The sequence below is a fragment of the Photobacterium obscurum genome (assembly GCF_026191635.1).
GTDB classification, from domain to species: domain Bacteria; phylum Pseudomonadota; class Gammaproteobacteria; order Enterobacterales; family Vibrionaceae; genus Photobacterium; species Photobacterium obscurum.
The window spans coordinates 104,616-126,563 of the sequence record NZ_JAKRRW010000011.1 but is presented as its reverse complement, the minus strand read 5'-3'; the positions used below and the strand labels follow the sequence as shown (position 1 = coordinate 126,563).

Annotated in this window: 19 protein-coding genes and 1 other annotated feature; of the genes, 13 read left to right on the top strand and 6 right to left on the bottom strand. The window is 48.5% G+C overall.

The window, feature by feature from the left end; all coding sequences use genetic code 11:
- The first annotated feature begins 458 nt into the window (after window positions 1-458).
- The 4 genes from MD588_RS15010 to MD588_RS14995 all read left to right on the top strand — a co-directional run bounded on the left by MD588_RS15010 (window position 459) and on the right by MD588_RS14995 (window position 6,667).
- Window positions 459-1,394: a TIGR01212 family radical SAM protein gene (locus MD588_RS15010; RefSeq protein ID WP_265698200.1), complete on the top strand. Its 936-nt coding sequence runs from the start codon at window positions 459-461 to the stop codon at window positions 1,392-1,394.
- Between the two features lie 283 nt (window positions 1,395-1,677).
- Window positions 1,678-3,549: a diguanylate cyclase domain-containing protein gene (locus tag MD588_RS15005; protein ID WP_265698198.1), complete on the top strand. Its 1,872-nt coding sequence runs from the start codon at window positions 1,678-1,680 to the stop codon at window positions 3,547-3,549.
- 143 nt (window positions 3,550-3,692) lie between these two features.
- Window positions 3,693-6,056, top strand: a complete 2,364-nt coding sequence (gene arcB, locus MD588_RS15000) for an aerobic respiration two-component sensor histidine kinase ArcB (RefSeq protein WP_265698197.1) — start codon at window positions 3,693-3,695, stop codon at window positions 6,054-6,056.
- Window positions 6,057-6,058: 2 nt separating this feature from the next.
- Window positions 6,059-6,667, top strand: coding sequence for a hypothetical protein (locus MD588_RS14995; protein ID WP_265698196.1), 609 nt, complete (start codon window positions 6,059-6,061; stop codon window positions 6,665-6,667).
- Window positions 6,668-6,783: 116 nt separating this feature from the next.
- Here the strand turns inward: MD588_RS14995 and arcA are convergent, their stop codons facing one another.
- The gene (gene arcA / locus MD588_RS14990) at window positions 6,784-7,503 is read right to left on the bottom strand and encodes a two-component system response regulator ArcA (RefSeq protein WP_036816827.1); all 720 of its coding nucleotides are present in this window, start codon (window positions 7,501-7,503) and stop codon (window positions 6,784-6,786) included.
- 393 nt (window positions 7,504-7,896) lie between these two features.
- Here arcA and MD588_RS14985 point away from each other — a divergent pair, with 393 nt between their 5' ends.
- Together MD588_RS14985 and MD588_RS14980 are read left to right on the top strand one after the other, a co-directional pair.
- On the top strand, window positions 7,897-8,301 hold the full coding sequence (locus tag MD588_RS14985) for a DUF3293 domain-containing protein (RefSeq protein WP_265698195.1): 405 nt from the start codon (window positions 7,897-7,899) through the stop codon (window positions 8,299-8,301).
- A 37-nt stretch (window positions 8,302-8,338) separates the two neighbouring features.
- Window positions 8,339-8,872, top strand: coding sequence for a putative 4-hydroxy-4-methyl-2-oxoglutarate aldolase (locus tag MD588_RS14980; RefSeq protein WP_265698194.1), 534 nt, complete (start codon window positions 8,339-8,341; stop codon window positions 8,870-8,872).
- Between the two features lie 71 nt (window positions 8,873-8,943).
- Here the strand turns inward: MD588_RS14980 and MD588_RS14975 are convergent, their stop codons facing one another.
- Both MD588_RS14975 and aceK read right to left on the bottom strand, forming a co-directional pair.
- Window positions 8,944-9,408, bottom strand: coding sequence for a hypothetical protein (locus MD588_RS14975; RefSeq protein WP_265698193.1), 465 nt, complete (start codon window positions 9,406-9,408; stop codon window positions 8,944-8,946).
- A gap of 180 nt (window positions 9,409-9,588) precedes the next feature.
- The gene (aceK, locus tag MD588_RS14970; protein WP_265698192.1) at window positions 9,589-11,304 is read right to left on the bottom strand and encodes a bifunctional isocitrate dehydrogenase kinase/phosphatase; all 1,716 of its coding nucleotides are present in this window, start codon (window positions 11,302-11,304) and stop codon (window positions 9,589-9,591) included.
- 287 nt (window positions 11,305-11,591) lie between these two features.
- Window positions 11,592-11,705: a sequence feature (Thr leader region), on the top strand.
- Window positions 11,706-11,792: 87 nt separating this feature from the next.
- Here aceK and thrA point away from each other — a divergent pair.
- Genes thrA through thrC form a run of 3 tightly spaced genes read left to right on the top strand, consistent with a single transcriptional unit; the run spans window position 11,793 to window position 16,500 of the window.
- On the top strand, window positions 11,793-14,252 hold the full coding sequence (gene thrA, locus MD588_RS14965) for a bifunctional aspartate kinase/homoserine dehydrogenase I (RefSeq protein ID WP_265698191.1): 2,460 nt from the start codon (window positions 11,793-11,795) through the stop codon (window positions 14,250-14,252).
- A gap of 1 nt (window position 14,253) precedes the next feature.
- The gene (thrB, locus tag MD588_RS14960) at window positions 14,254-15,210 is read left to right on the top strand and encodes a homoserine kinase (protein WP_265698190.1); all 957 of its coding nucleotides are present in this window, start codon (window positions 14,254-14,256) and stop codon (window positions 15,208-15,210) included.
- Window positions 15,211-15,213: 3 nt separating this feature from the next.
- Entirely contained in the window at window positions 15,214-16,500 is a 1,287-nt protein-coding gene (gene thrC, locus MD588_RS14955) for a threonine synthase (protein WP_265698189.1), read from the top strand.
- Window positions 16,501-16,619: 119 nt separating this feature from the next.
- Here thrC and MD588_RS14950 read toward each other — a convergent pair whose 3' ends face one another.
- Complete coding sequence (locus MD588_RS14950; RefSeq protein ID WP_265698188.1) at window positions 16,620-17,798, bottom strand: dicarboxylate/amino acid:cation symporter; 1,179 nt, start codon at window positions 17,796-17,798, stop codon at window positions 16,620-16,622.
- A 295-nt stretch (window positions 17,799-18,093) separates the two neighbouring features.
- Window positions 18,094-18,471: an autonomous glycyl radical cofactor GrcA gene (grcA, locus tag MD588_RS14945; RefSeq protein ID WP_265698187.1), complete on the bottom strand. Its 378-nt coding sequence runs from the start codon at window positions 18,469-18,471 to the stop codon at window positions 18,094-18,096.
- 411 nt (window positions 18,472-18,882) lie between these two features.
- On the opposite strand from grcA, the gene nfo reads away from it, so the two are divergent.
- The 4 genes from nfo to MD588_RS14925 all read left to right on the top strand — a co-directional run bounded on the left by nfo (window position 18,883) and on the right by MD588_RS14925 (window position 21,517).
- On the top strand, window positions 18,883-19,728 hold the full coding sequence (nfo, locus tag MD588_RS14940) for a deoxyribonuclease IV (protein WP_265698186.1): 846 nt from the start codon (window positions 18,883-18,885) through the stop codon (window positions 19,726-19,728).
- 214 nt (window positions 19,729-19,942) lie between these two features.
- Window positions 19,943-20,071, top strand: coding sequence for a hypothetical protein (locus MD588_RS14935; protein ID WP_265698185.1), 129 nt, complete (start codon window positions 19,943-19,945; stop codon window positions 20,069-20,071).
- Between the two features lie 99 nt (window positions 20,072-20,170).
- Complete coding sequence (gene ung, locus MD588_RS14930; RefSeq protein WP_265698184.1) at window positions 20,171-20,851, top strand: uracil-DNA glycosylase; 681 nt, start codon at window positions 20,171-20,173, stop codon at window positions 20,849-20,851.
- Between the two features lie 123 nt (window positions 20,852-20,974).
- Window positions 20,975-21,517, top strand: coding sequence for a hemerythrin domain-containing protein (locus MD588_RS14925; protein ID WP_265698183.1), 543 nt, complete (start codon window positions 20,975-20,977; stop codon window positions 21,515-21,517).
- Between the two features lie 94 nt (window positions 21,518-21,611).
- Here MD588_RS14925 and MD588_RS14920 read toward each other — a convergent pair whose 3' ends face one another.
- The gene (locus tag MD588_RS14920; RefSeq protein WP_265698182.1) at window positions 21,612-21,791 is read right to left on the bottom strand and encodes a DUF3545 family protein; all 180 of its coding nucleotides are present in this window, start codon (window positions 21,789-21,791) and stop codon (window positions 21,612-21,614) included.
- Window positions 21,792-21,948 lie beyond the last annotated feature (157 nt).

Sequence of the window (21,948 nt, the reverse complement as noted above, 5' to 3'; positions counted from 1 at the left end):
TGTAGCACCCTTGCTCTGGTTTGCAAAAGTTCTACGACTACATAGGTATGGTGACATAAATCACTATTTTTATAGGTGAAATCGTCACATTAATTGTTCATAAATTGCACACAGCTGTAACTATCCTACATTTTTGATTTATTAATTACCAACAAAAATTCGCCTCCAGACAGCATAAAACGGTCGGTTATTTGAATTTATAGCGCAATATATTGATTGATTATTCGATAATAGTTCTCATTATGAATATTACGGATTGAATAATTGTCAGTTAACCATTTAAAGAGTGTGGTTAATGCCGGAAAAGGGAGAAGATTCTGTAGTATTTTGTCTACATGGTATTGTTGATTGGCCGAGAGTGTGCAAATAAGCATTTTTTCTTGTTTTGGCACAAACTTCCCGTGTGAAGTTGGTGCTAATCTGCGCTGCTTTTTTAATTAACAACTTCAGGTGACAAGATGCAGTTGCACGAGCTAGTCAACACATTTGGACAGGACTTACAGCGCCGCTATGGAGAGAAGGTTCACAAACTTACCCTGCATGGCGGATTCAGTTGTCCGAACCGTGATGGCACGATTGGTCGTGGCGGCTGTACGTTTTGCAATGTCGCATCTTTTGCAGACGAGCAGGCTCAGTATTTGCCGATCAGTCAGCAATTGGCACAGCGCGCCGCGCAAACGGATAGAGCAAAGCGCTATCTCGCCTACTTTCAGGCTTACACCAATACCTATGCCGAAGTACAGCTACTGAAAAGCATGTATGAAGAAGCGTTGCAGTCGGCAGATATTGTCGGATTATGTGTGGGCACCCGCCCGGACTGCGTACCAGATGCGGTATTGGAATTGCTAGCCAGCTACTGTGAGCAGGGGTATGAGATTTGGCTTGAGCTTGGATTGCAAACGGCCAACGATAAAACACTCAAACGAATTAATCGCGGTCATGATTTTGCCTGTTACGAGCAGATCACCAAGCGTGCCCGTGCACTAGGAATAAAAGTCTGTACGCATCTGATTGTTGGTTTGCCGGGCGACACCAAAGCGGACAATATCGATACTATCAAGCGTACCGTTGATGTCGGTGTCGATGGGATTAAGCTGCATCCGTTGCATATAGTCGAAGGCAGTAAGATGGGGCAGGCCTGGAAGGCCGATCGGCTGGAGGCTCTGAGTTTGGACGATTATGCCGATATTGCGTCAGAGATGATCCGCCTGACACCACCAGAGATCGTTTACCATCGTGTATCAGCGAGTGCTCGCCGGCCGACTTTGCTGGCGCCGACCTGGTGCGAGAACCGCTGGTTGGCGATGACGGAAATTGGCCGTACCCTTGACCGCCTGGGGGCTCAGGGCAGTGCGTTAGGCAAGCCATTTGTGTATCAGCCAATAGCCAAGTGATCTACGTAAAATTGTCCAGTTCAGTAATCACTAGTAACTGTTTTTATTGAAAAAGTATAGGGATAACTGAATGTTGCTAATTTTTGACGCTGAACCTCGGCGTCAAAAATCGCGGCTTTATCTTGAAATTAAGTGGGTATATAGGATCGCAGCAGAAATATGTTAGATTACCGGGAGTCTAATAAGTAACTATTCAATTTATATGCATGCGGTTAGTCATTGCTCTAGCTCAATCAGAAACCCTGATTGTTGGATCGGGGGATTAGATGTTCGAGAAACGTTCATGAAATCCCGTCGGATATCCATCCGGAACGCCCCTCGGATACTTGCCCGGGGGGCTTTTCGTTGTTTGTTCCCCCTGACTGCATTGCTTTCTCCACTTCCGGTACTGGCAGCAGGTGCGGTCGATAGCTTGAATAGCTCGATCCTGGTCTTTTCCCTGATGACTCTGATGACCATTGTCGGTGGCGGGCTGTTGGTTTTGATCCTGCATCATCTTGATTCATCTTCATTTCGTAAACTTCATGCCACTCTGACCCATATGCCTGTAGCGGTTGCCATTGTCAGAAAAAAAGACGGTGTACTGCTTTATGGCAATAAAAGCTGTCGAGAACTGTTGGGGGTGCGCAAGCTCGGTCATCGCTACCTGTATCCCGATGAGCTAAACCCGCAGATGATTGCCGATATTTTGCGTCCTTTTTCCAGCCATCGCGGCTTTCGTGATGTAAAGGAAGAAATTCAGCTCGCCCAGGGGCGGGTAATGTCCCTGAATGTGTCCGGCCAGCCGATACGCTATAAGTGGCAAGCTGCTTGGCTGTTGTTTTTTGTCAAACCGAAATCGAAGCTGGCCTCGCATTCGAAACTGGAGCAGGAACAACGGGTATTCCAGCAGGTGCTGAACTCGCTGTCTGAACTGGTATATTTCCAGGATAAATCTGGCCGTATTATCGGGACCAATAAATCCTTTGACCGCTTCTGGCGCGGGCGGATCGATGAAGGGGTTATGGATGATGATGATTTTTCTGTTATCAATAACTCGCTCCATACTTGGACGACGGCACCAGATGGTTCCAGCCGGTTGTTTGAAACCAATAAAACCCAGTTAATTGGAGACAATGGTGAGGCTGTTGGCACGCTGAGTATTAGCCACGATGTCACAGACTGGCATGAAATGCAGGAAAGCCTCAAACAGGAAATAGAAAAGCGTGAAATAACCGAGCAAGCGCTGGCGCAGCGTAATACGGTGCTTGATACCATTTTGAATGCCAGTACGGATCCGATTGGTATCTATAATGAGCATGGCGTCTATGCTGGCTGTAATGAGCCATTTGCCCGTTCACTGGGTTGCAGCACGGAAGATCTGCTGGGGAAATCTGCGGCAGATGTGCTCGATCCCGACAAATGGCAGGTTTTCCGGGAAACTGATCAGCAGGTTATGGAGCAGGGGGTGACGCTCAAAACTGATGATTATGTGATTTTGGAAGACGGTACCCCTATTTGGTATGAAGTCGTGAAGTCGCCGTATTGTGATCCGACCGATGGGGCTAAAGGCGTGTTGGTGATGGCCAGGGATGTGACTGAGCGGAAGATGGCCGAGCAGCAGCTTGCAGATGCGATTATGGAGCTGCAGGAGCTGAGCTTTATCGACAGCCTGACCAAGGTTGCCAACCGTCGCAGCTTTGATGAACAGCTGCGTAAGCTATGGCATGGCCATGTTCGTGAGCAAAATCCGTTGACGCTGGTGCTATGTGATATTGATAACTTTAAAGCGTTTAATGATAACTATGGCCACCAGCAGGGGGATTTTGCGCTGCGTGAGGTAGCGAAGGTGTTCCGCTCTGTGGTGAGGCGAGAGACCGACGAGGTGGCGCGCTACGGAGGTGAGGAGTTTGCGTTTTTGCTGCCGAACACCGATCTGAGAGGCGGCGAGTTGATTGCGGCGAAAGTACACCAGGCTCTGGCTGAAAAAGGGATCACCCATATGTATTCTGAGGTGGGAACCACGCTTACTGTTAGCCTCGGGGTTGCCACGGTCACGCCGCTACCGAGCCAGGACTATGGTGAATTGGTTGAATTGGCCGATATCGCCTTGTATAAAGCCAAGGCGGCGGGGCGAAACTGTACGATGTCGATGTCAGACAACGACGACTTCTGAGAGAGACATTTCAACTATATTGAAGCCTGCGCCAGCAGGCTTTGTTATATCTGGGCAAATTGAGATAACTGTGGTGCTTATCCTTTGGTTCTGTCGTCGCGACGATTATCATGGTAGCAGCCTTTCATTGGTAGGAATAAATAATGAAACAAATCAAAGTGCTGGCTCAGTTCTATGTCGACTTGCTGGTTAAGCTCGGTATCGTCAGATTCAGTTTATTACTGGCGCTGGCCTTGGTGGCCCTGGCTGTCGTGGTGCAGGTCGGGGTAACTCTGGTGCTGCAGGGGGAAGTGCATGATATTGATATCGTGCGCTCCGTATTCTTTGGGCTGCTAATCACCCCATGGGCGGTGTATTTTCTCTCGGTTGTGGTGGATCAGTTAGAAGACTCGCGTCAGCGGCTGTCAAAGCTGGTCACTAAATTAGAAGAGATGCGCTCCCGTGATATGCAGCTCAACAAGCAGCTGCAGGCGAATATTGCCCAGCTCAATCAGGAAATAGAAGAGCGGGAGAAAGCCGAGGAAGCACGCCAGATAGCGATGCAGGACTTGGAAAACGAGGTGTACCAGCGAGAAAATGCCCAGCTGGAGCTGGCCGAGCAAAGTGCCCTGCTCAAGTCATTCCTCGATGCCTCACCGGATTTGATTTACTACCGTAATGAAAAAGGTCAGTTCTCGGGGTGTAACCGTGCGATGGAAGAGCTGACAGACCGAACCGAAAAACAGCTGGTGGGCCTGACCCCGTGGGATGTCTATAGCGAGGAGGTTGCGAGCAAGATTGTTGAGACGGATCAGCAGGTCTTCTCCCAGAGTCTCTCGCTGACCTATGAGCAGTGGTTGGAGTATCCAGATGGCCGCAAAGCGATTTTTGAACTGCGCAAAGTGCCGTTCTATAGCCGCGACGGGCGCCGCCTGGGCCTGATGGGCTTTGGCCGGGATATTACCGAACGCAAGCAATATCAGGATGCGCAAGAGAAAGCGAGCCGAGATAAAACGGCCTTTATCTCAACGATTAGCCACGAGCTGCGCACCCCGCTTAACGGTATTGTTGGCCTGAGCCGAATGTTGCTGGAGACCAAGCTTAATGAAGAGCAACGTGGCTATATGCGGACGATCCACGTCAGCGCTATCACCCTCGGTAATATTTTCAATGACATTATCGACATGGACAAGTCAGACCGCAGGCGCTTGGAGTTGCTGCCTAAGCCTCTTGATTTCAAAGAGTTTGTGGTCGAGATGGAGAATATCTCCGGGCTGATGGCCGAGCAGAAAGGGCTGCGATTTGATCTCGAGCGCTTAACGGATCTGCCGAGCTGTATCGAAGTTGACAGCACCCGCTTGCGCCAGGTGCTATGGAACCTGGTCAGTAACGCGACCAAATTTACTAAAGAAGGTGGTGTGATACTGTCGGTCAGCAGTGAGATAGTTGAGCAGCAGGCTGAAATTACCTTCGAAGTCGAAGACAGTGGGATCGGAATACCTGATACCGAGCTCGATAAAATTTTCGCCATGTATTATCAGGTCAAGGACGGCAGTGACAACCTGCATGCCGTTGGCACAGGTATCGGTCTGGCGGTATCGCGTCAGCTAGTCCAGATGATGGGCGGCGATATCACCGTCTCTTCGGAAGTGGGTGAGGGCAGTACCTTTACCGTTACTATCCGTGTTCCGCTGGTTGACAGCGTGCAGGAAGAGGATGTGATGCCTGCGGTGCCGCAAGTCGGCCTGAATATCTTCATGGTCGAAGATATAGAGCTGAATATAACCGTTGCCAAGGCGCTGCTTGAAAGTCTTGGCCACGAAGTTACGGTTGCCATGCGTGGCGACGAAGCGTTGGAGATGTTTGATCCCGAAGCCTATGATTTAGTATTGCTCGATATTCAGCTACCGGATATGACGGGATTCGATATCGCCAGAATATTACGCGAAAAGTATGACTATCTACCGGCATTGGTGGCACTGACCGCCAATGTGATTAAGGACAAGGCCGAATATCTTGAAAAAGGCATGGATGATGCGCTGAGTAAGCCTTTGAGTGTTAAGGCGATTACTGATGTGATCCAGCGACTGGTACTTACTTGCCCGATTGATGAGGATGAGGAGATGGAAGAGCCGTTACCAGAGCAAGACAATAATGTGCCTAGTGATGAAATGGTCAACCAGTTACTGGATCTGGAGATGCTGACATCATACGTAGATATTGTCGGCACTCAGCCCGTATATCAAAGTATTGCGATGTTCGAAGAAAAAATGCCCGAGTATATTGCCATCTTGGATTCGAATATGACAGCCAAGGACAAAGACGGCATTAAGTTTGAAGCGCATAAGATTAAAGGAGCAGCAGGCTCTATCGGCTTGAAGCATATCCAGCAGGTAGCCCAGAAGGCCCAGTCACCGGAGTTACCGGCTTGGTGGGAAAATATCAATGATTGGGTCGATGAAATCAAAGATGGCTACCAGAATGATCTAAGCGTGCTCAAAGACTGGTTAGCCCAGCAGGAGAAATGATCATGACATTACGGAAAATCACGTTGGCAGCTGGCTGCTTGATACTGGTGGCTTGTTCTGAGCCAGAGAAACCGGCATCGACGGATATAGAGCCAGAGGCCGCTACTGAGACGCAAGTCTCTGCTGCCGAAGACACAACAAAAGATACGACACCTCAGACGCCAGCCGAACCCGAGGTACTTGAGCCAGAGCATCCTGCACTACCTGCCACGGCCGATATCTGGCAGTCGCCGACTGAACTTATGGTTTCAGATGTACTGTTAAACCTGCGTAGTGAACTGTGGCTTAACAGCATGCCGGTTATTGGTGATGATGGAACCAAACCGGCCGATAAGCTGCATGCCTCAGTGAAACTACAGTCAACAGATATGCAGGCTCTGCCGCAGGGGATCGAAATTACCCAGGTTCTACTGGAGCATGAGGACAAGCAGTGGCTGGTAAATGAGAACCTGGAAATACGTGCCGAGGGTGAACTGAGTCTGGAGGTGATACTGCGTGGTGGTCCGGAGTGGGTACCGGGCAGTAAGGTCAATATCGCTGTCAATATTTTGCATGGCGGCCAGGAGCATACCTTGGTGCAGCATGACGTGATACTGAGTCAGGTGTTCTAATTTGTACCAAACGGCCCTACTCAATCTCGCGGATAGGCCTGCTAATTATTCAGTTTGGTTACCGACTTAACAAAAAAGGCTCCCGAGGGAGCCTTTTTTATGGTGTCAAAGAAATATTATTCTTCGTCTAGATCACCGCAAAAACGGTAACCTTCACCATGAATGGTGGCAATGATTTCCGGAGTATCAGCAACAGACTCGAAATGCTTACGGATACGACGAATCGTAACGTCAACAGTACGGTCATGCGGCTTCAGCTCACGACCAGTCATCTTCTTCAGCAGCTCGGCACGGGTCTGGATCTTGCCTGGGTTTTCACAGAAGTGAAGCAGGGCACGGAACTCAGAACGAGGCAGCTTGAACTGATCGCCGCTTGGGCTAACCAGTGAACGGCTGTTGATCTCAAGTGACCAGCCATTAAATTCGTAACGCTCAACCAGTCTCTTATCTTCAGTCGGCAGACCTTGATTCATAGCACGAGTTAGCAGGTTACGTGCACGGATAGTCAGCTCACGTGGGTTGAATGGTTTTGTGATGTAGTCATCAGCACCAATTTCAAGACCCAGGATCTTGTCAACTTCGTTGTCACGGCCGGTCAGGAACATCAGTGCCATGTCGCCTTGCTCGCGAAGTTCACGGGCTAGCAGCAGGCCATTTTTGCCTGGCAGGTTGATATCCATGATCACCAAGTGAACAGGGTGCTCTGAAAGCATCTGATGCATTTCTGCACCGTCATTAGCTTCAAAGACAGTGTAACCCTCTGCCTCAAAGATGCTTTTCAGGGTGTTACGTGTTACGTGCTCGTCTTCTACAATTAGAATGTGAGGGGTTTGCATTGGCAGTACCTAATTTCAAAAAACGGAATCTGGTCAAAAACAGAATAGTTAAATTCTATAAAAAAAATTCACATACAGGCAACGTATTGGACAAAATACATTTTATTAAGCTGAAAAGCTGCCTGTTTGGTACGCCATCCTTTATTCAGCAAGACGATGTGTCATAGTAACTGCTGAAAAAGCCCGAAAATAAGGGGGCATTGGCTACAATCTCCGTGGGATGGCGACGATTGTATGCACTTAACAGCTCGCTAACAATAATGCGGCTTTGTTTCGTGACTGCTTTTTGGAGCTTTATTGATTTATATCAAACAGAGTGAAGTGTATTACGAATCGGCACTTTGTTTAACATTAGCTACAAAATAATACGTCGCTCTTAAGGCTAAACCGAAAATGTGTGAAAACATCTCGCTCTGGTGTAGCTATCAGGCTATTTCATTCAAAGCTGAGCAACACCCCGTTTACCCTTGTTTTGCAATTCTAACAGCATTTAATCCCAGAAGCATTGTTCTTAATAACTATGACAACGTAAAACGCAATGAATTGCTGAAAATTGAGCTGGTCAACCTGACGGAGAAAATATTGCCTGTGACGTGCCGTGCTTTAGACGGCAGTTGGCAGGAGCCGGGTTTTGCTGCAGTGATCACCTTAGAGCAAGCTTGCCAGCTGGCTCGCCGATGGCAGCAGAACGCGATTTATTGGGTTGAGCAGGGGCAACTGTTGCTGGTACCGGTATTAATCGAAAACGTCATAGCAATGAAACTAGGTGAAATGAAAGACTTTTTCTACACTGAGTAGTGGAAGGCTATTGGCCATGAAGGTAAAGGAGTATGTGATGATAGATTTATTACCGGACCTGTGTGATCACTACGGGCAAGATGTTCGCTGGCTACCCCTGGTGACGAATAATTATGGCGGCAGAACCATTTTTTACGGTGAAGTGGTCACGCTGCGTTGTTTTGAAGATAACAGTTTGGTGCGGGATATCGTTTCGGAGGATGGAACCGGTAAGGTCTTATTCATTGATGGGCATGGTTCCTGCAATAGGGCATTACTGGGGGATCAACTGGCGTTGTTGGCTCATAAAAATAACTGGGAAGGGATTGTGATCAATGGGGCGGCACGTGATATTGGTACCCTTGCGACGATTGATATCGGGGTTAAGGCTTTGGCGGCTTGCCCGTTCAAAACCGATAAAAGGCAGACCGGCGATCAGAATGTTACCCTGGCCGTTGCCCACACTCTGGTGTATCCGGGAGATATGCTGTATGCCGATTTAAATGGTATTTTGCTGAGCCAGAAACCGTTGGATTTGTCAGTTTTTGAGAGTGATAAACCTGAGCTCGCCATAACAAAGCCACAGATATGAAAATGACACATCAGCGAATACAAACAAGGCTTACCTGCTTGTATTCGCTGAGTTTAAAGACTCATGCCGTATTAGAAACGGAACCCAATTCCTAATTGATAGATCTGCTCTAGGGCCTCGTAGTCAACGGTGGCATGCAGGTTTACTCGCTCCGTAACTTCATACTGACTTGATACTTCGACACCCATTATAGTCTCTTGCTCAAGTGTTTCTGAGGTTAAGGCGCTTTGTAGGCTGAGCTTCGGTGACAGGCTGTATTTTACCCCGGATAACAGTCCCCGACTGGCTGCTTGAGAGTCATTACCGGATTTCAAGCGGGTACTTAGGTAAAGCTCGGTGTTGTCATTCAGAGCATAGGCGTAACCGCTATCAATTTGCCAGACATCGAATTGTTCGGCGCTTTTGGATTGAGAAGACATAAACCAGCCGGACGAGGGTGGGTTATCACTGCCGATCAGGTCAAACAATCCTTTTTCTGCTGCTGTTGTTGGTAAAGCCACTACCAGCAGGGCAATCGTGATCAGCAATTTTTTCATTGCGCCACCTTCCCTGTTGCATTGTTATTGTTTAATCATTTATCTGTCGTTGCTGTCTGATTTTTGGTCAGCGTTTTTAATAATAGGACAGATTTATCATCATTGACATGCCAAATATAACTGAATGAGATATTTGACATCAAACCTTGTCCAATTTCGGGTATCGATCCAAGAACAAGGCTACTTACGTAGCCGGTGTTTGTTCTGGTAGGGGTAGACGTCTTCGTACTGCCCATTGATAATATTTTGTTGTAACTGTTGCCAGTAACTGGCCTCAAAAAGATCACTATGTAGCTCATTGAACAATGCCCTGACGGTCGGATTGATCAGCAGGAAGGTACGAAACTCCTCAGGGAACACGTCATTGATCCCGACGCTATACCAGGGCTCCGCCGCCATTTCATCTTCCGGGTAGCGGGGCGGCGGGATCTTGCGGAAATTCATTTCGGTCATATAGCTGATTTCATCATAGTCATAGAATACGACCCGCTTGTGCCGAGTGACGCCGAAGTTTTTAAACAGCATGTCACCAGGGAAAATATTGGCGGCTGCCAGTTGCTTGATGGCTTTACCATATTCGTCAACGGCATGGCGAAGATCTTGTTCGTCGGCCTGCTCGATATAAATATTGAACGGGATCATCCGCCGCTCGGTATACAGGTGCTTGATGATGATCTGATCGCCTGCGACCGAAATGTTCGAGGGCGCCACCTCCAGCAATTCTTCGAGCAGTTCCTCACTGAAGCGGTGTCGCTCGAAGGTAAAGTTGCGGTATTCCTGGGTATCGGCCATTCTTCCCACCCGATCATGCTCTTTTACCAGCTTGTACTTCTCGCGAACGGTGGCATGGCTGATTGCTTTTTGCGGAGCAAACTTGTCTTTGATGATTTTGAACACAAAATCATAAGAAGGAAGGGTAAATACCGACATCACCATCCCTTTGATCCCCGGGGCAGATATAAACTGGTCGTCCGAGTTTTCCAGGTGATGCAGGAACTCGCGGTACAGCTCTGTTTTGCCGTGTTTCTGGCAGCCGATGGCGGTATAAAGCTCCGCGTTGGTTTTGTTGGGCATGATCTCGGCGAGGAAGCGTACCAACGCAGCGGGAGCCGGGGCATATACCATGAAATAAGAGCGGGCAAAGCCAAAAATAATACTGGCATTATCGACATGGCAGAGACAGGCATCGATATAGAGTTGCTTGTTGCTGTTAGTGAGCACCGGTAATACCAGCGGAGCGTTACGGTTATTCTTGAGGTTGATGCGGCCAATGAGGTAAGCCGCTTTGTTGCGGTAGAAGGGTTCGCGGATCAGTTCTATCACTGGGCTGGGTTCCAGTTCGTTGCCCAGTTCGTTTTGCAACCGCTGAACGATGAGGTCAATATCCCGGTTTTTGTCCTCCCAGTCTACGGTAAACGGGGCATCATCCAGCATTCTTTCCAGCAAGCTTTTCAAGCTGCTACCCGCGTTATAGGTACGGGTGAGAGCGGTGGGATAGGTCGGGATCCGGCCTTCCTGTGAGCTGTGAACAAATAATTTGTCCCGGTTGATATTGCGGTGCTCGAAGATCCGGCAGTAGACTGAATTGAAAAAACTCTCTGCTATCTCATAGCGGGGATAGTCCAGCAGCAGATCTTCATAGGCCGATTTGACCGCCGTGAGAAAAGTACGATTGGCGTAACGCTCCCCCAGCATTATCTGGATCTGGTTGGTAACCAGATCAACATGGTGATCATAGAAGCTAATGCGTTTTTTGAGTGCTTGATGTACCGTAGGCCAATTTTGGCTTTCAAACCGCTCCTGTGCACCGGCCGTGACATCCAGGAATCGACCATACATAGCGTCAAAACCTTGTAATATTGTGTGGGCTACGAGCTGTTCCATTACTGCTGCCATTCGGGATCCCTCCGAACTAAGAGTAGACAGTTTTGCCAGTCTTAAATCTTATAATTGGTTATTTATTATTCATTAATAGCACTACTATGCAACGCAGTGCGAATAACTTCAATCTATAGTCTGTTTTTATTCCCTTTTGGCATGATGGCGCCGTGTAATTTATCTCCGAATTGATAGCAGCTTAGGCAGGAAAAGCAAAAAACATGGTTGACTCCGCTTATGTATTCAGGTAAACGTTAAGTAATACAGAATATTGGCGAAGTTTAAGACGACAGTTATGTTTAAAGCGATCAGCATTACCACCACCATTATTATTACCGGCACTATGCGTGTTGGGGCGGGCTGATACGCATAAGAATTGAGAAAAAAGCCCGCACTCAAAAGGTGCGGGCTTTTTTTTAACCATTTATTTATCGAATAAGTTTACTTACACCAGCGCTACTTATGCAGTTCGGTAGTCAGTGAATGAAGGAAGTCGGGAGTAGGGAATGCGTGTATTAAAGTTTGGCGGTTCATCATTGGCAGATGCCGACCGTTTTTCGCGGGCTGCGGATATCATTGCTAATAACGCCCAGCAGGGCGAAGTCTCCGTGGTGCTGTCCGCACCGGGCAAAGTGACCAATAAGTTAGTCTCGGTGATTGACAGCACCGTTAAGACCGGTGAATCAGAGCTACAGTTGGCAGATCTGGAAAAGGTGTTCAATGAGCTGTTTGAAGGCCTGAAGGCGCTCGAACCTAAGTTTGATAAAGCCTTACTAGATGCCAAGTTGGCCAGTTCGTTAGGCCAGCTGAAACAATATGTCCATGGTATGAAGCTACTCGGCCTATGCCCTGATAATGTGTATGCCAAAGTGATTAGCAAGGGGGAGCGTCTATCCATCGTGGCAATGAAAGCCATGCTGGAGGCCAAAGGCCAGCCTGCTAGTTTGATTGATCCTGTCGAGCGGCTGCTGGCACATGGGGATTTTCTTGAGGCCCATGTCGATATCGAAGCCTCGACCCTGAACTTTAAGCAGGATCCGCTTGCCGAGGGGCATGTCCATATTATGCCGGGCTTTACTGCCGGGAACGAAAAAGGCGAGCTGGTTACCCTTGGCCGTAATGGCTCCGATTATTCGGCTGCGGTATTAGCAGCATGCCTGCGGGCTGAGTGTTGTGAAATTTGGACCGATGTGGACGGAGTATACAGCTGTGATCCTCGCTTGGTTCCCGATGCCCGCTTGCTGAAGTCTCTTAGTTACCAGGAAGCGATGGAGCTGTCGTATTTTGGTGCCTCGGTACTACATCCGAAAACCATCGCCCCGATTGCCCAGTTCCATATTCCCTGCCTGATAAAAAATAGCTTTAACCCGCAAGGTGCCGGTACGCTGATCGGTCTGGATACCGGCGAGGACAAGCTGGATATCAAAGGGATCACCACACTGAAAGAGCTCACTATGGTCAACGTATCAGGCCCGGGGATGAAGGGGATGGTTGGCATGGCCGCGCGAGTGTTTGGTGCAATGTCGGCTGCCGGGGTATCGATTGTGCTGATCACTCAGTCTTCGTCGGAATACAGCATCAGCTTCTGTATTGAAAGTGAAGACAAGCAGCTAGCGCAGCAGGCGTTGCAGAACAACTTTGAGCTAGAGCTGAAAGAAGGTCTGTTAGAGCCGGTAGAGTTCCTTGATAACTCAGCCATTGTGACATTGGTCGGTGACGGTATGCGTACCTCTCGCGGAGTGGCATCCCGTTTCTTTACCTCGCTGGCGGAAGTTGACGTAAATGTTATTGCGATTGCCCAGGGATCGTCCGAGCGGGCAATTTCTGCAGTTATTCCGGTGGCTAAAGTATCCGAAGCGGTCAAAGCTTGTCACGAGAACCTGTTTAACAGTAAACACTTCCTGGATGTGTTTGTGATCGGGGTCGGCGGGGTTGGTGCCGAGCTGGTTGATCAGGTACGTCGCCAGCAAGAAAAATTGGCCGAGAACGGCATCGTGATCCGGGTATGTGGCCTGGCTAACAGTAAAGGCCTGCTGCTTGATAGCAATGGCCTGCCGCTGGAAAACTGGCGCGATCTGATGGGGCAGGCAAGCGAGCCACTGACGCTGGCCAGAATGATCCAGCTGGTCCGGCGGAATCATATTATCAACCCGGTGATCATTGACTGTACCTCCGATCAGGGGATTGCCGAGCAATATGCCGATTATCTGGCTGCCGGTTTCCATGTGATCACCCCGAACAAGAAAGCCAATACTGCGAGCATGGCGTATTACCAGCAGCTACGACAGGCAGCACGCTCTACTCGTCGTAAGTTTATGTATGACACCACGGTCGGTGCCGGCCTGCCGGTTATCGAAAACCTGCAGAACCTAATGGCGGCCGGTGATGAGCTGGAGCGCTTCTCCGGAATCTTGTCTGGCTCGCTGTCGTATATTTTCGGTAAGCTTGATGAAGGTATGAGCTTTAGCGAGGCGACCACCATCGCCCGTAATAATGGCTTTACTGAACCGGATCCGCGAGATGATCTGTCAGGAATGGATGTGGCGCGAAAGCTATTGATCTTGGCTCGTGAAGCTGGTCTGGCACTGGAGTTAGACGATGTGGTCGTCGAACAAGCCTTGCCGCCAGGCTTTGATGCTGATGGTTCTGCGGATGAGTTCATGGCGCGTCTGCCTGAGGCGGATGAGTACTTCAAGCAGCTATCAGCGCAAGCCGCCAAAGAAGATAAAGTGCTGCGTTATGTCGGTGAGATCGATAATGGCAAGTGCGCGGTGAAGATCGCTGCCGTGAACCCCGATGACCCGATGTTCAAAATTAAAGACGGTGAAAATGCCCTGGCATTCTATAGCCGATACTATCAACCTATCCCTCTGGTGTTGCGTGGCTACGGTGCCGGTACTGAAGTGACGGCAGCAGGTGTATTTGCTGATCTGATGCGTACATTAGGTTGGAAACTGGGAGTATAAAATGAGTGTAGTAGTTTATGCGCCAGCATCGATTGGCAATGTAAGTGTAGGGTTCGACGTGCTGGGGGGCGCGGTATCTCCTATTGATGGTTCGCTATTGGGGGATCGGGTAAAAGTTGCCGTGGGCAAGCAGCCATTTTCATTGGCATGTGTGGGCAATTTTGTTGCCAAGCTACCTCAGGTGGCCGAAGAGAATATTGTCTATCGCTGCTGGCAGGTATTCGGCCGCGAGTTGGACAAGAAAGGGCTGGAGCTAAAGCCAGTCGCGATGACCCTAGAGAAAAATATGCCGATTGGCTCGGGACTGGGTTCGAGTGCCTGCTCGATTGTCGCGGCACTGGATGCATTGAACCGCTATCATGATATGCCGCTGGACGAGACTGAATTGCTGTCCCTGATGGGGGAGATGGAAGCCGAGATCTCTGGCAGCCTGCATTACGACAATGTCGCACCGTGTTATTTGGGCGGGCTGCAGTTTATGGTGGAGGAGCTGGGTATCATCAGCCAGTCGGTACCTTGCTTTGATGAGTGGTATTGGGTAATGGCCTATCCGGGGATTAAGGTGCCGACGGCCGAGGCGCGTGCGATTTTACCTTCTCAGTACCGTCGTCAGGATGTGATTGCCCACGGTCGGTATCTTGGGGGCTTCATCCATGCCTGTCATTCACAACAATCCGAGCTGGCCGCTAAAATGATTAAAGATGTGGTGGCTGAGCCGTACCGTGAAAGGTTACTCCCCGGTTTTGCCGAAGCGCGGCAATATGCACTGGAAGCTGGGGCGCTGGCTAGCGGCATATCTGGTTCGGGGCCGACCATGTTCAGTGTCTGTAATGATATTGAAGTGGCCAAACGTATTGCACGTTGGCTTGAAGAGCATTATGTTCAGAATGATGAAGGATTCGTCCACGTTTGTCGTCTTGACGAGCAGGGATCAAAAGTAACAGGAAGTGAGCTATAAACTATGAAGTTGTATAACTTAAAAGAACATCAAGAGCAGGTTTCGTTTGGTCAGGCCGTTCGTCAGGGCTTAGGTCGCAACCAGGGGTTATTTTTCCCATCGGAGTTACCTGAGCTGGGGGATGTTGATGCCCTGCTAGAGATGGACTTTGTCGGTCGCAGCACCAAGATTCTCTCGGCATTTATTGGTGAAGAGCTTGCCGCTGAAACCGTTAACCAAATGGTGGACAACGCGTTTAAGTTCCCGGCTCCTGTTGCGAAGGTGAAGGACGGTGTATATGCACTGGAGCTTTTCCACGGTCCAACACTGGCATTTAAAGATTTTGGTGGCCGTTTTATGGCGCAGTCACTGGCTGCGGTAACCGACAGCGACGGCAAGATTACAATTCTGACTGCGACATCGGGTGATACCGGTGCTGCTGTAGCCCACGCCTTCTATGGTATGGATAACATCAAGGTGGTGATCTTGTATCCGAAAGGCAAGATCAGCCCGCTGCAGGAAAAACTATTCTGTACCCTTGGCGGTAATATCAGCACAGTTGCGGTAGATGGTACGTTTGACGACTGTCAGGCACTGGTGAAGCAGGCATTTGACGATGAGGCACTCCGTCAGGAGGTTGGGCTGAACTCGGCAAACTCAATAAACATCAGTCGCCTGATGGCGCAAATCTGCTACTACTTTGAAGCTGTTGCCCAGCTGCCAAAGGCTGAGCGCGAGCAGCTGGTGATTGCTGTTCCGAGTGGCAACTTCGGTAACCTGACGGCAGGCTTGCTGGCAAAATCTTTGGGTCTGCCGGTGAAGCGCTTTATCGCGGCAACCAATGTCAACGATACTGTGCCTCGCTACCTGAAAAACGGTGAATGGGCGCCGGAGCCGACCGTCCCGACAATTTCCAATGCCATGGATGTCAGCCAGCCCAATAACTGGCCGCGTATCGAAGAGCTCTGCAAGCTAAAAGGCTGGGGCTTGGATCAGCTTGGTTATGGGGCGGTGACCGATGAGCAAACGGCAGAAACGTTGCGTCAGATGGATGCTGAAGGGTATTTGTGCGAGCCGCATGGTGCGATTGCCTACCGTATCTTGACTGAGCAGCTTGAAGACGGTGAGACGGGGATGTTCCTGTGTACCGCCCATCCAGCGAAGTTCAAAGAGGTTGTTGACGAGATCTTGGACAAGGACATTGATCTGCCGGCGCCGCTTGCCAAGCACAATGCGATGGAGCTGTTGTCTCTTGAGCGCGACAATGATTTTGAACAGCTAAAGGCTGTGCTGCGTAGCGTTCAGGATTAATCGCCATCAGAAGCTAGGTCATTAAATAAGATAAGGGACCTAGATGAGAAAAAGGTAGCCAGGGGGAAGTCATTGCTTTCCGGCTACCTTTTTTATTGCTGCTATATAACTCGTTACTATTAGCCTTCTTGTTGCGCTTGGGGGGCCGGTTCAGGAGTGTGTCTGGCAAATTTATTTACCCACAGTGAAATTGCTCCGTCCCCGGTAATATTACATGCCGTTCCGAAGCTGTCCTGTGCCATATATAGGGCAATCATTAGTGCTAGCTCGGCCTCGCCAAATCCCAGCATCGACGCCATTAGCCCCAGTGCCGCCATAACCGCACCACCCGGTGCGCCAGGCGCTGCAATCATTGTTATTCCCAGCATCATGATGAATGGCAGCATATCCAATAGCGATGGGATAGCGATATGCTGACTCAGCGCCATGACGGCCGTAGAACAGGTGACCAGGGTAATGGTTGAGCCAGATAGGTGGATGGTGGCACATAACGGAATGGTGAAGTTGGCAATCGACTCATCGACACCGTTCTCTTTAGTCTGGCGAAGGGTAACAGGAATGGTTGCGGCAGAGGACATGGTTCCAACCGCAGTGAAGTAGGCCGGTAGCATGTTCTTAATCAGTTTGACCGGAGACTGGCCAACGGCTAAACCGGTGATGGTGTACTGGATCATGATCCATACCCAGTGCATGAAAATGGCCAGTGCCAGTACCACGCCGAATGTTTTTAGCGTTGTAAAGACGGTGCCTTCCGCGGACATCTCTGCGAATACGCCGGCAATGTAGAACGGAAGCAATGGGATGATGACTTTAGCCAGCAACAGGTCGATAACGCTGCGGCCTTCTTCGGCCACATTTTTCAGTAGCGAGCTATTGGTGATGCTGATCCCAAGACCAAATAAAAAGGCAGTTGCCAAGGCTGTCATAACGCCAAAGAGGGGAGGAATTTCCAGAGAGATATAACTTGTTAGCTTGTCGGCAGCATCGGCACTGGCGGCAGTAGGCTCTGGTAGGCCAGCAATGACGACGCTGGCGACGATAAAGGCGAGGCTACCGGCAATAATCGTTGAACCATAGGATAGTGCGACGGTTTTACCCAGTAGCGAACCGGAGTTTTTCGGTAGGCTGGCAATACCGCTGGTGATGTAGAAAAGGATGATTAAAGGGATGGTGAACCCGATGAGCTGGCCACCAAGGAGTTTCACTGTGAGTAGAACTCGAATGATTGCATCGGGGGCAAAAAATCCGAGTAGGATACCGACCAAAATACCTGCAATTAGTTTTAGTATTAACTTCATTAAGCTGGCTCCTGAGATATGTGTTTTGAATGACTCCGTAAGTTGAAATTGTCTGCCGTATTTTTGAGCGTGAGTGGCAGTCAATGCTGTTAATGTACGCTCTTTATGACATTAATGTCTAAATATTAATCAAAATTGAGAGGTATCTATCAGGGATGGTTCATATGCTGTTTGAATATGAGCTAAACAAAAGAAGGGAAATTGTGCTCTAGCTGCGAGCTGAGGGGATTGGTAGAAATAAAAAAAACGGCATCGGGGATGCCGTTTTAGAGTCCAGTTACTTTACAGCGTGTGATTATAGGCTGTTGGTAAAGGTACGTGCGATAACGTCGCGCTGCTGCTCTACAGTCAGAGAGTTGAAACGTACAGCATAACCAGAAACACGGATTGTTAGCTGTGGGTATTTTTCTGGGTGCTTAGCTGCGTCTTCCAGCGTTTCACGCTTAAGAACGTTAACGTTCAGGTGCTGACCACCTTCGATTTTAGCTGGTGCTTCGATTGGCAGTTCGCGGTACTCGATCTCGCCCAGATCAGAAGTAGCGACAACTTGATCAGCTTCGAAACCTGCTTTTGCACTTACGCAACGTGCTTCATTTTTTTCGTTATCTAGCAGCCAGATAGAATTCAGTAGATCGTCGTTTGCTGCTTTAGTGATTTGAATACCTGTGATCATGACTTACTCCTCCGAAGGATGTAGTTAATTTTTTCAATTTTTGTATTGAGCTGGCTGTATTATATACCTGCTCGATGTAAAATTGGTATTGATTTAGATCAAATAACAACAAAAAACCTTAAATTGGATAGGGCTGTTTTTTTGAGCTAGGTCAATTAACCCTTACATTTACTGCTATCTCATTTATATTTTATTCTTTAAAAAATAGTTGAGTCGATCAAATGTAGTAAAATTACAACATTTCATTGAGTGTAATTCCGAGATTTGCCGTGATACTGTGGCCTGTGTCGGATCATTTTGTAGTGGAAAACGTTTAAAAATAACGCCCAAGTATTAACACTCATTCCATTAATTATCTAAACATAGAGCTGATAATTAGTGGATTGGGTATAAGGGCTACAGGTAGAAAGAATGAAGTTAATTGGAGCGCATGTATCGGCAGCTGGTGGCGTTTTTAATGCGCCGGAAAATGCCGCCAAGATAGGGGCGAATGCGTTTGCCCTGTTTACCAAAAACCAGCGTCAGTGGGTCGCCAAGCCGCTTGAGCAGGATGTCATTGCAGCCTTTAAGGCCCGTTGCCGGCAATATGGTTTTCTTCCTGAAGCTATTTTGCCGCATGACTCATACCTGATTAACCTTGGGGCGCCAGAAGCCGAAAAGCTTGAAAAATCGCGTAATGCGTTTATCGACGAAATGCAGCGCTGCCAGCAACTGGGGCTGACTTTGCTCAACTTTCACCCAGGTAGTCACCTGAAAAAAATCTCAGAACGGGAATGCCTGGCGTTGATTGCCGAGTCCATCAACTTGGCTCATCAGCAGGTGCCCGAGGTCGTTGCGGTGATTGAAAATACAGCAGGCCAAGGCAGCAACTTGGGCTGGCGGTTTGAACATCTGGCGGAAATTATTGATCAGGTCGAAGATAAAAAGCGGGTCGGTGTCTGTATCGACACCTGCCATACGTTTGCAGCGGGTTACGATCTGCGGACCGAGGCTGCGACAGAGGCAACTTTTGCTGAGTTTGATCAGGTTGTCGGTATGTCGTACCTGCGCGGGATGCACTTGAATGACTCCAAGGGAACACTCGGCAGTCGACTTGACCGTCATCACAGCCTGGGTGAGGGGGAGATTGGTTGGGACTGTTTCCGCTACATCATGCAAGATAAGCGTTTTGATGGTATTCCATTGGTGTTGGAAACCATTAATCCCGACATCTGGCAACAGGAGATAAATACGCTTCGCTCATTTATTCCTGACTAAACCATTCGTCACAGCAAGTGCCTACCTCACACCAAGCACTCTTTTAGGGCAATGGCCTGAAAAGAGTGCTTTTTTGATATTCATTATCCAACCACCGATGATCTAACGTATTGATTTTAAATGCTAGGCGATATTTTAACTGTTCTGGCATGGTTTATTCATGTCTACAGTGGGATGAATATGCTGCCATTTGGCAGATCTGAAGGAGATTGCTATGAACACGGATATGATGATTTTTTGCTATGGCCTAGCCATTCGCTTTCCTCAAGCCAATCGCCCCATTCAGGGGCGGGGACATTGGCGCCACCCGGTGAATCGGTATCGTCACCCAGAGCAAAAGTAGTTACAATCGGTGTGGCTTGTTCCTAAGAGGCTGGTCGCGTTTCCTATCTATGGGAAACGGTATTAAAATAGACGGTCATTTTAGTATCGGGAGCAAGCCATGAGCGAGGCAATTACCTGGCAGGCGCTTATTCGCCAGGAGCGAGAGCAAGCCTATTTCCAGCATATAGAACACTTTGTTGCAGCCGAGCGGGCTGCGGGTAAGAATATCTATCCGCCGGAGCAAGATGTGTTTAGCGCTTTTGAGTCCACCCCGTTCCATAATGTAAAAGTCGTCATTTTGGGACAGGATCCCTACCATGGCCCGGACCAGGCCCACGGCCTGAGCTTCTCCGTTCGCCCTGGTATCAAGCCGCCGCCTTCATTGGCGAATATGTACAAAGAGTTAGCGACAAATATACCAAGTTTTGCTATTCCTCAACATGGCTACCTACAAAATTGGGCCAAGCAGGGAGTGCTGCTACTGAACACTGTGCTGACGGTTGAGCAGGGAAAGGCGCACTCGCATGCCAAGATTGGCTGGGAAACATTCACCGATCGAATGATTGAGGCATTGGATCGGCATCTTGAAGGGGTGGTTTTCTTGCTGTGGGGGGCACATGCCCAGAAAAAAGGTAAGAAGATCGATGGTGATAAACACCATGTCCTGAAGTCAGCACACCCTTCGCCACTATCTGCTTATCGTGGCTTCTTTGGTTGTAAGCATTTTTCGCAAACAAATATGTTACTTGAACGGATGAATAAACCAGTAATTGACTGGAAGTTAGAAGAATGTGTCTGATTGATGCCAAAGTGATCTTTTTGTGCCTAATTTGCATATAAAGTAATCAGGATCAAAGCGACTTTTCCAAGTTCGTCTTAAACTCAAAATAAGGTTTAAGGAAGAATTATCTGGGAGGGAGCTATGATGTTGGAAAGTATTCACACCGAGCATGGCTATATTAATCGGCTGCTAAAGATTTTGCGGCAAAAGTTGGATGCGATCCAGAATGGCCAGCCAGTGAATTACAGTTTGATCAAAGATATTGTCGAGTATTTGCAAAAGCATGCTGAGTGCTGTCACCACCCGAAAGAAGACCTCTTGTATCGCTATTATCAGTCGCATTATGGAAAGAGTGGCGAAATGCAAAACCTGGAAGCTGAGCATGTTGAGTTGGCCAAGTTAACCCATGAGTTTGCTGATGCAGTGGATATGATCCTGATGGATGCGGTGATCCCGCTTGATGTATTTGCCGAAAAGCTCAATACCTTCGTGATGAGGCAAAAGGCCCATCTGGAGTTTGAGGAAAAGCACATAATCCCCTTGATCCGGCGTACCTTTACCGCGGAAGACTGGATTGCAGTCTCTGCTGAGTACGAAAAGTATGATAAGTGTGAGTACGATCCTTTATTTGGTGACAAGGTGGCTGAGCGTTATCGTAATTTGTCCGAACGCTTGAGTGCTTAGCTTGAATGATAATATTGATGGCACCCATCATACGTGATTAAAATAAAATATAGCCGGCAGTAGCCGGCTATTTAATTATTGGTATAGCGGGTGATCAGAAGTCAATCTCATCAGGATAGTCCCGGAACATATCAATATCTTCCAATTCTTTACGAAGTCTTTGCCTATCCTTTAGCGCTTCAATTTCACGCCATTTACGTTTTACTGATTTACCGCGCGGCGCGCGGCGTGGCGTATCTGTTGCAAGAATGTCATCGAATGCATAGCTGTCCATAGAGCACCTCTTTCTTACAGATTGGTCTTAGTTAAATATCATATTGGGAATTAAAATAAAATTGATGTGTTTCGCATTTGTTACTTATTTATGAAGTTTTCATGTGATGGAATTCGCAACTTGTTCGTAGTTGTTCGAAAAATAACCATAATTTAGC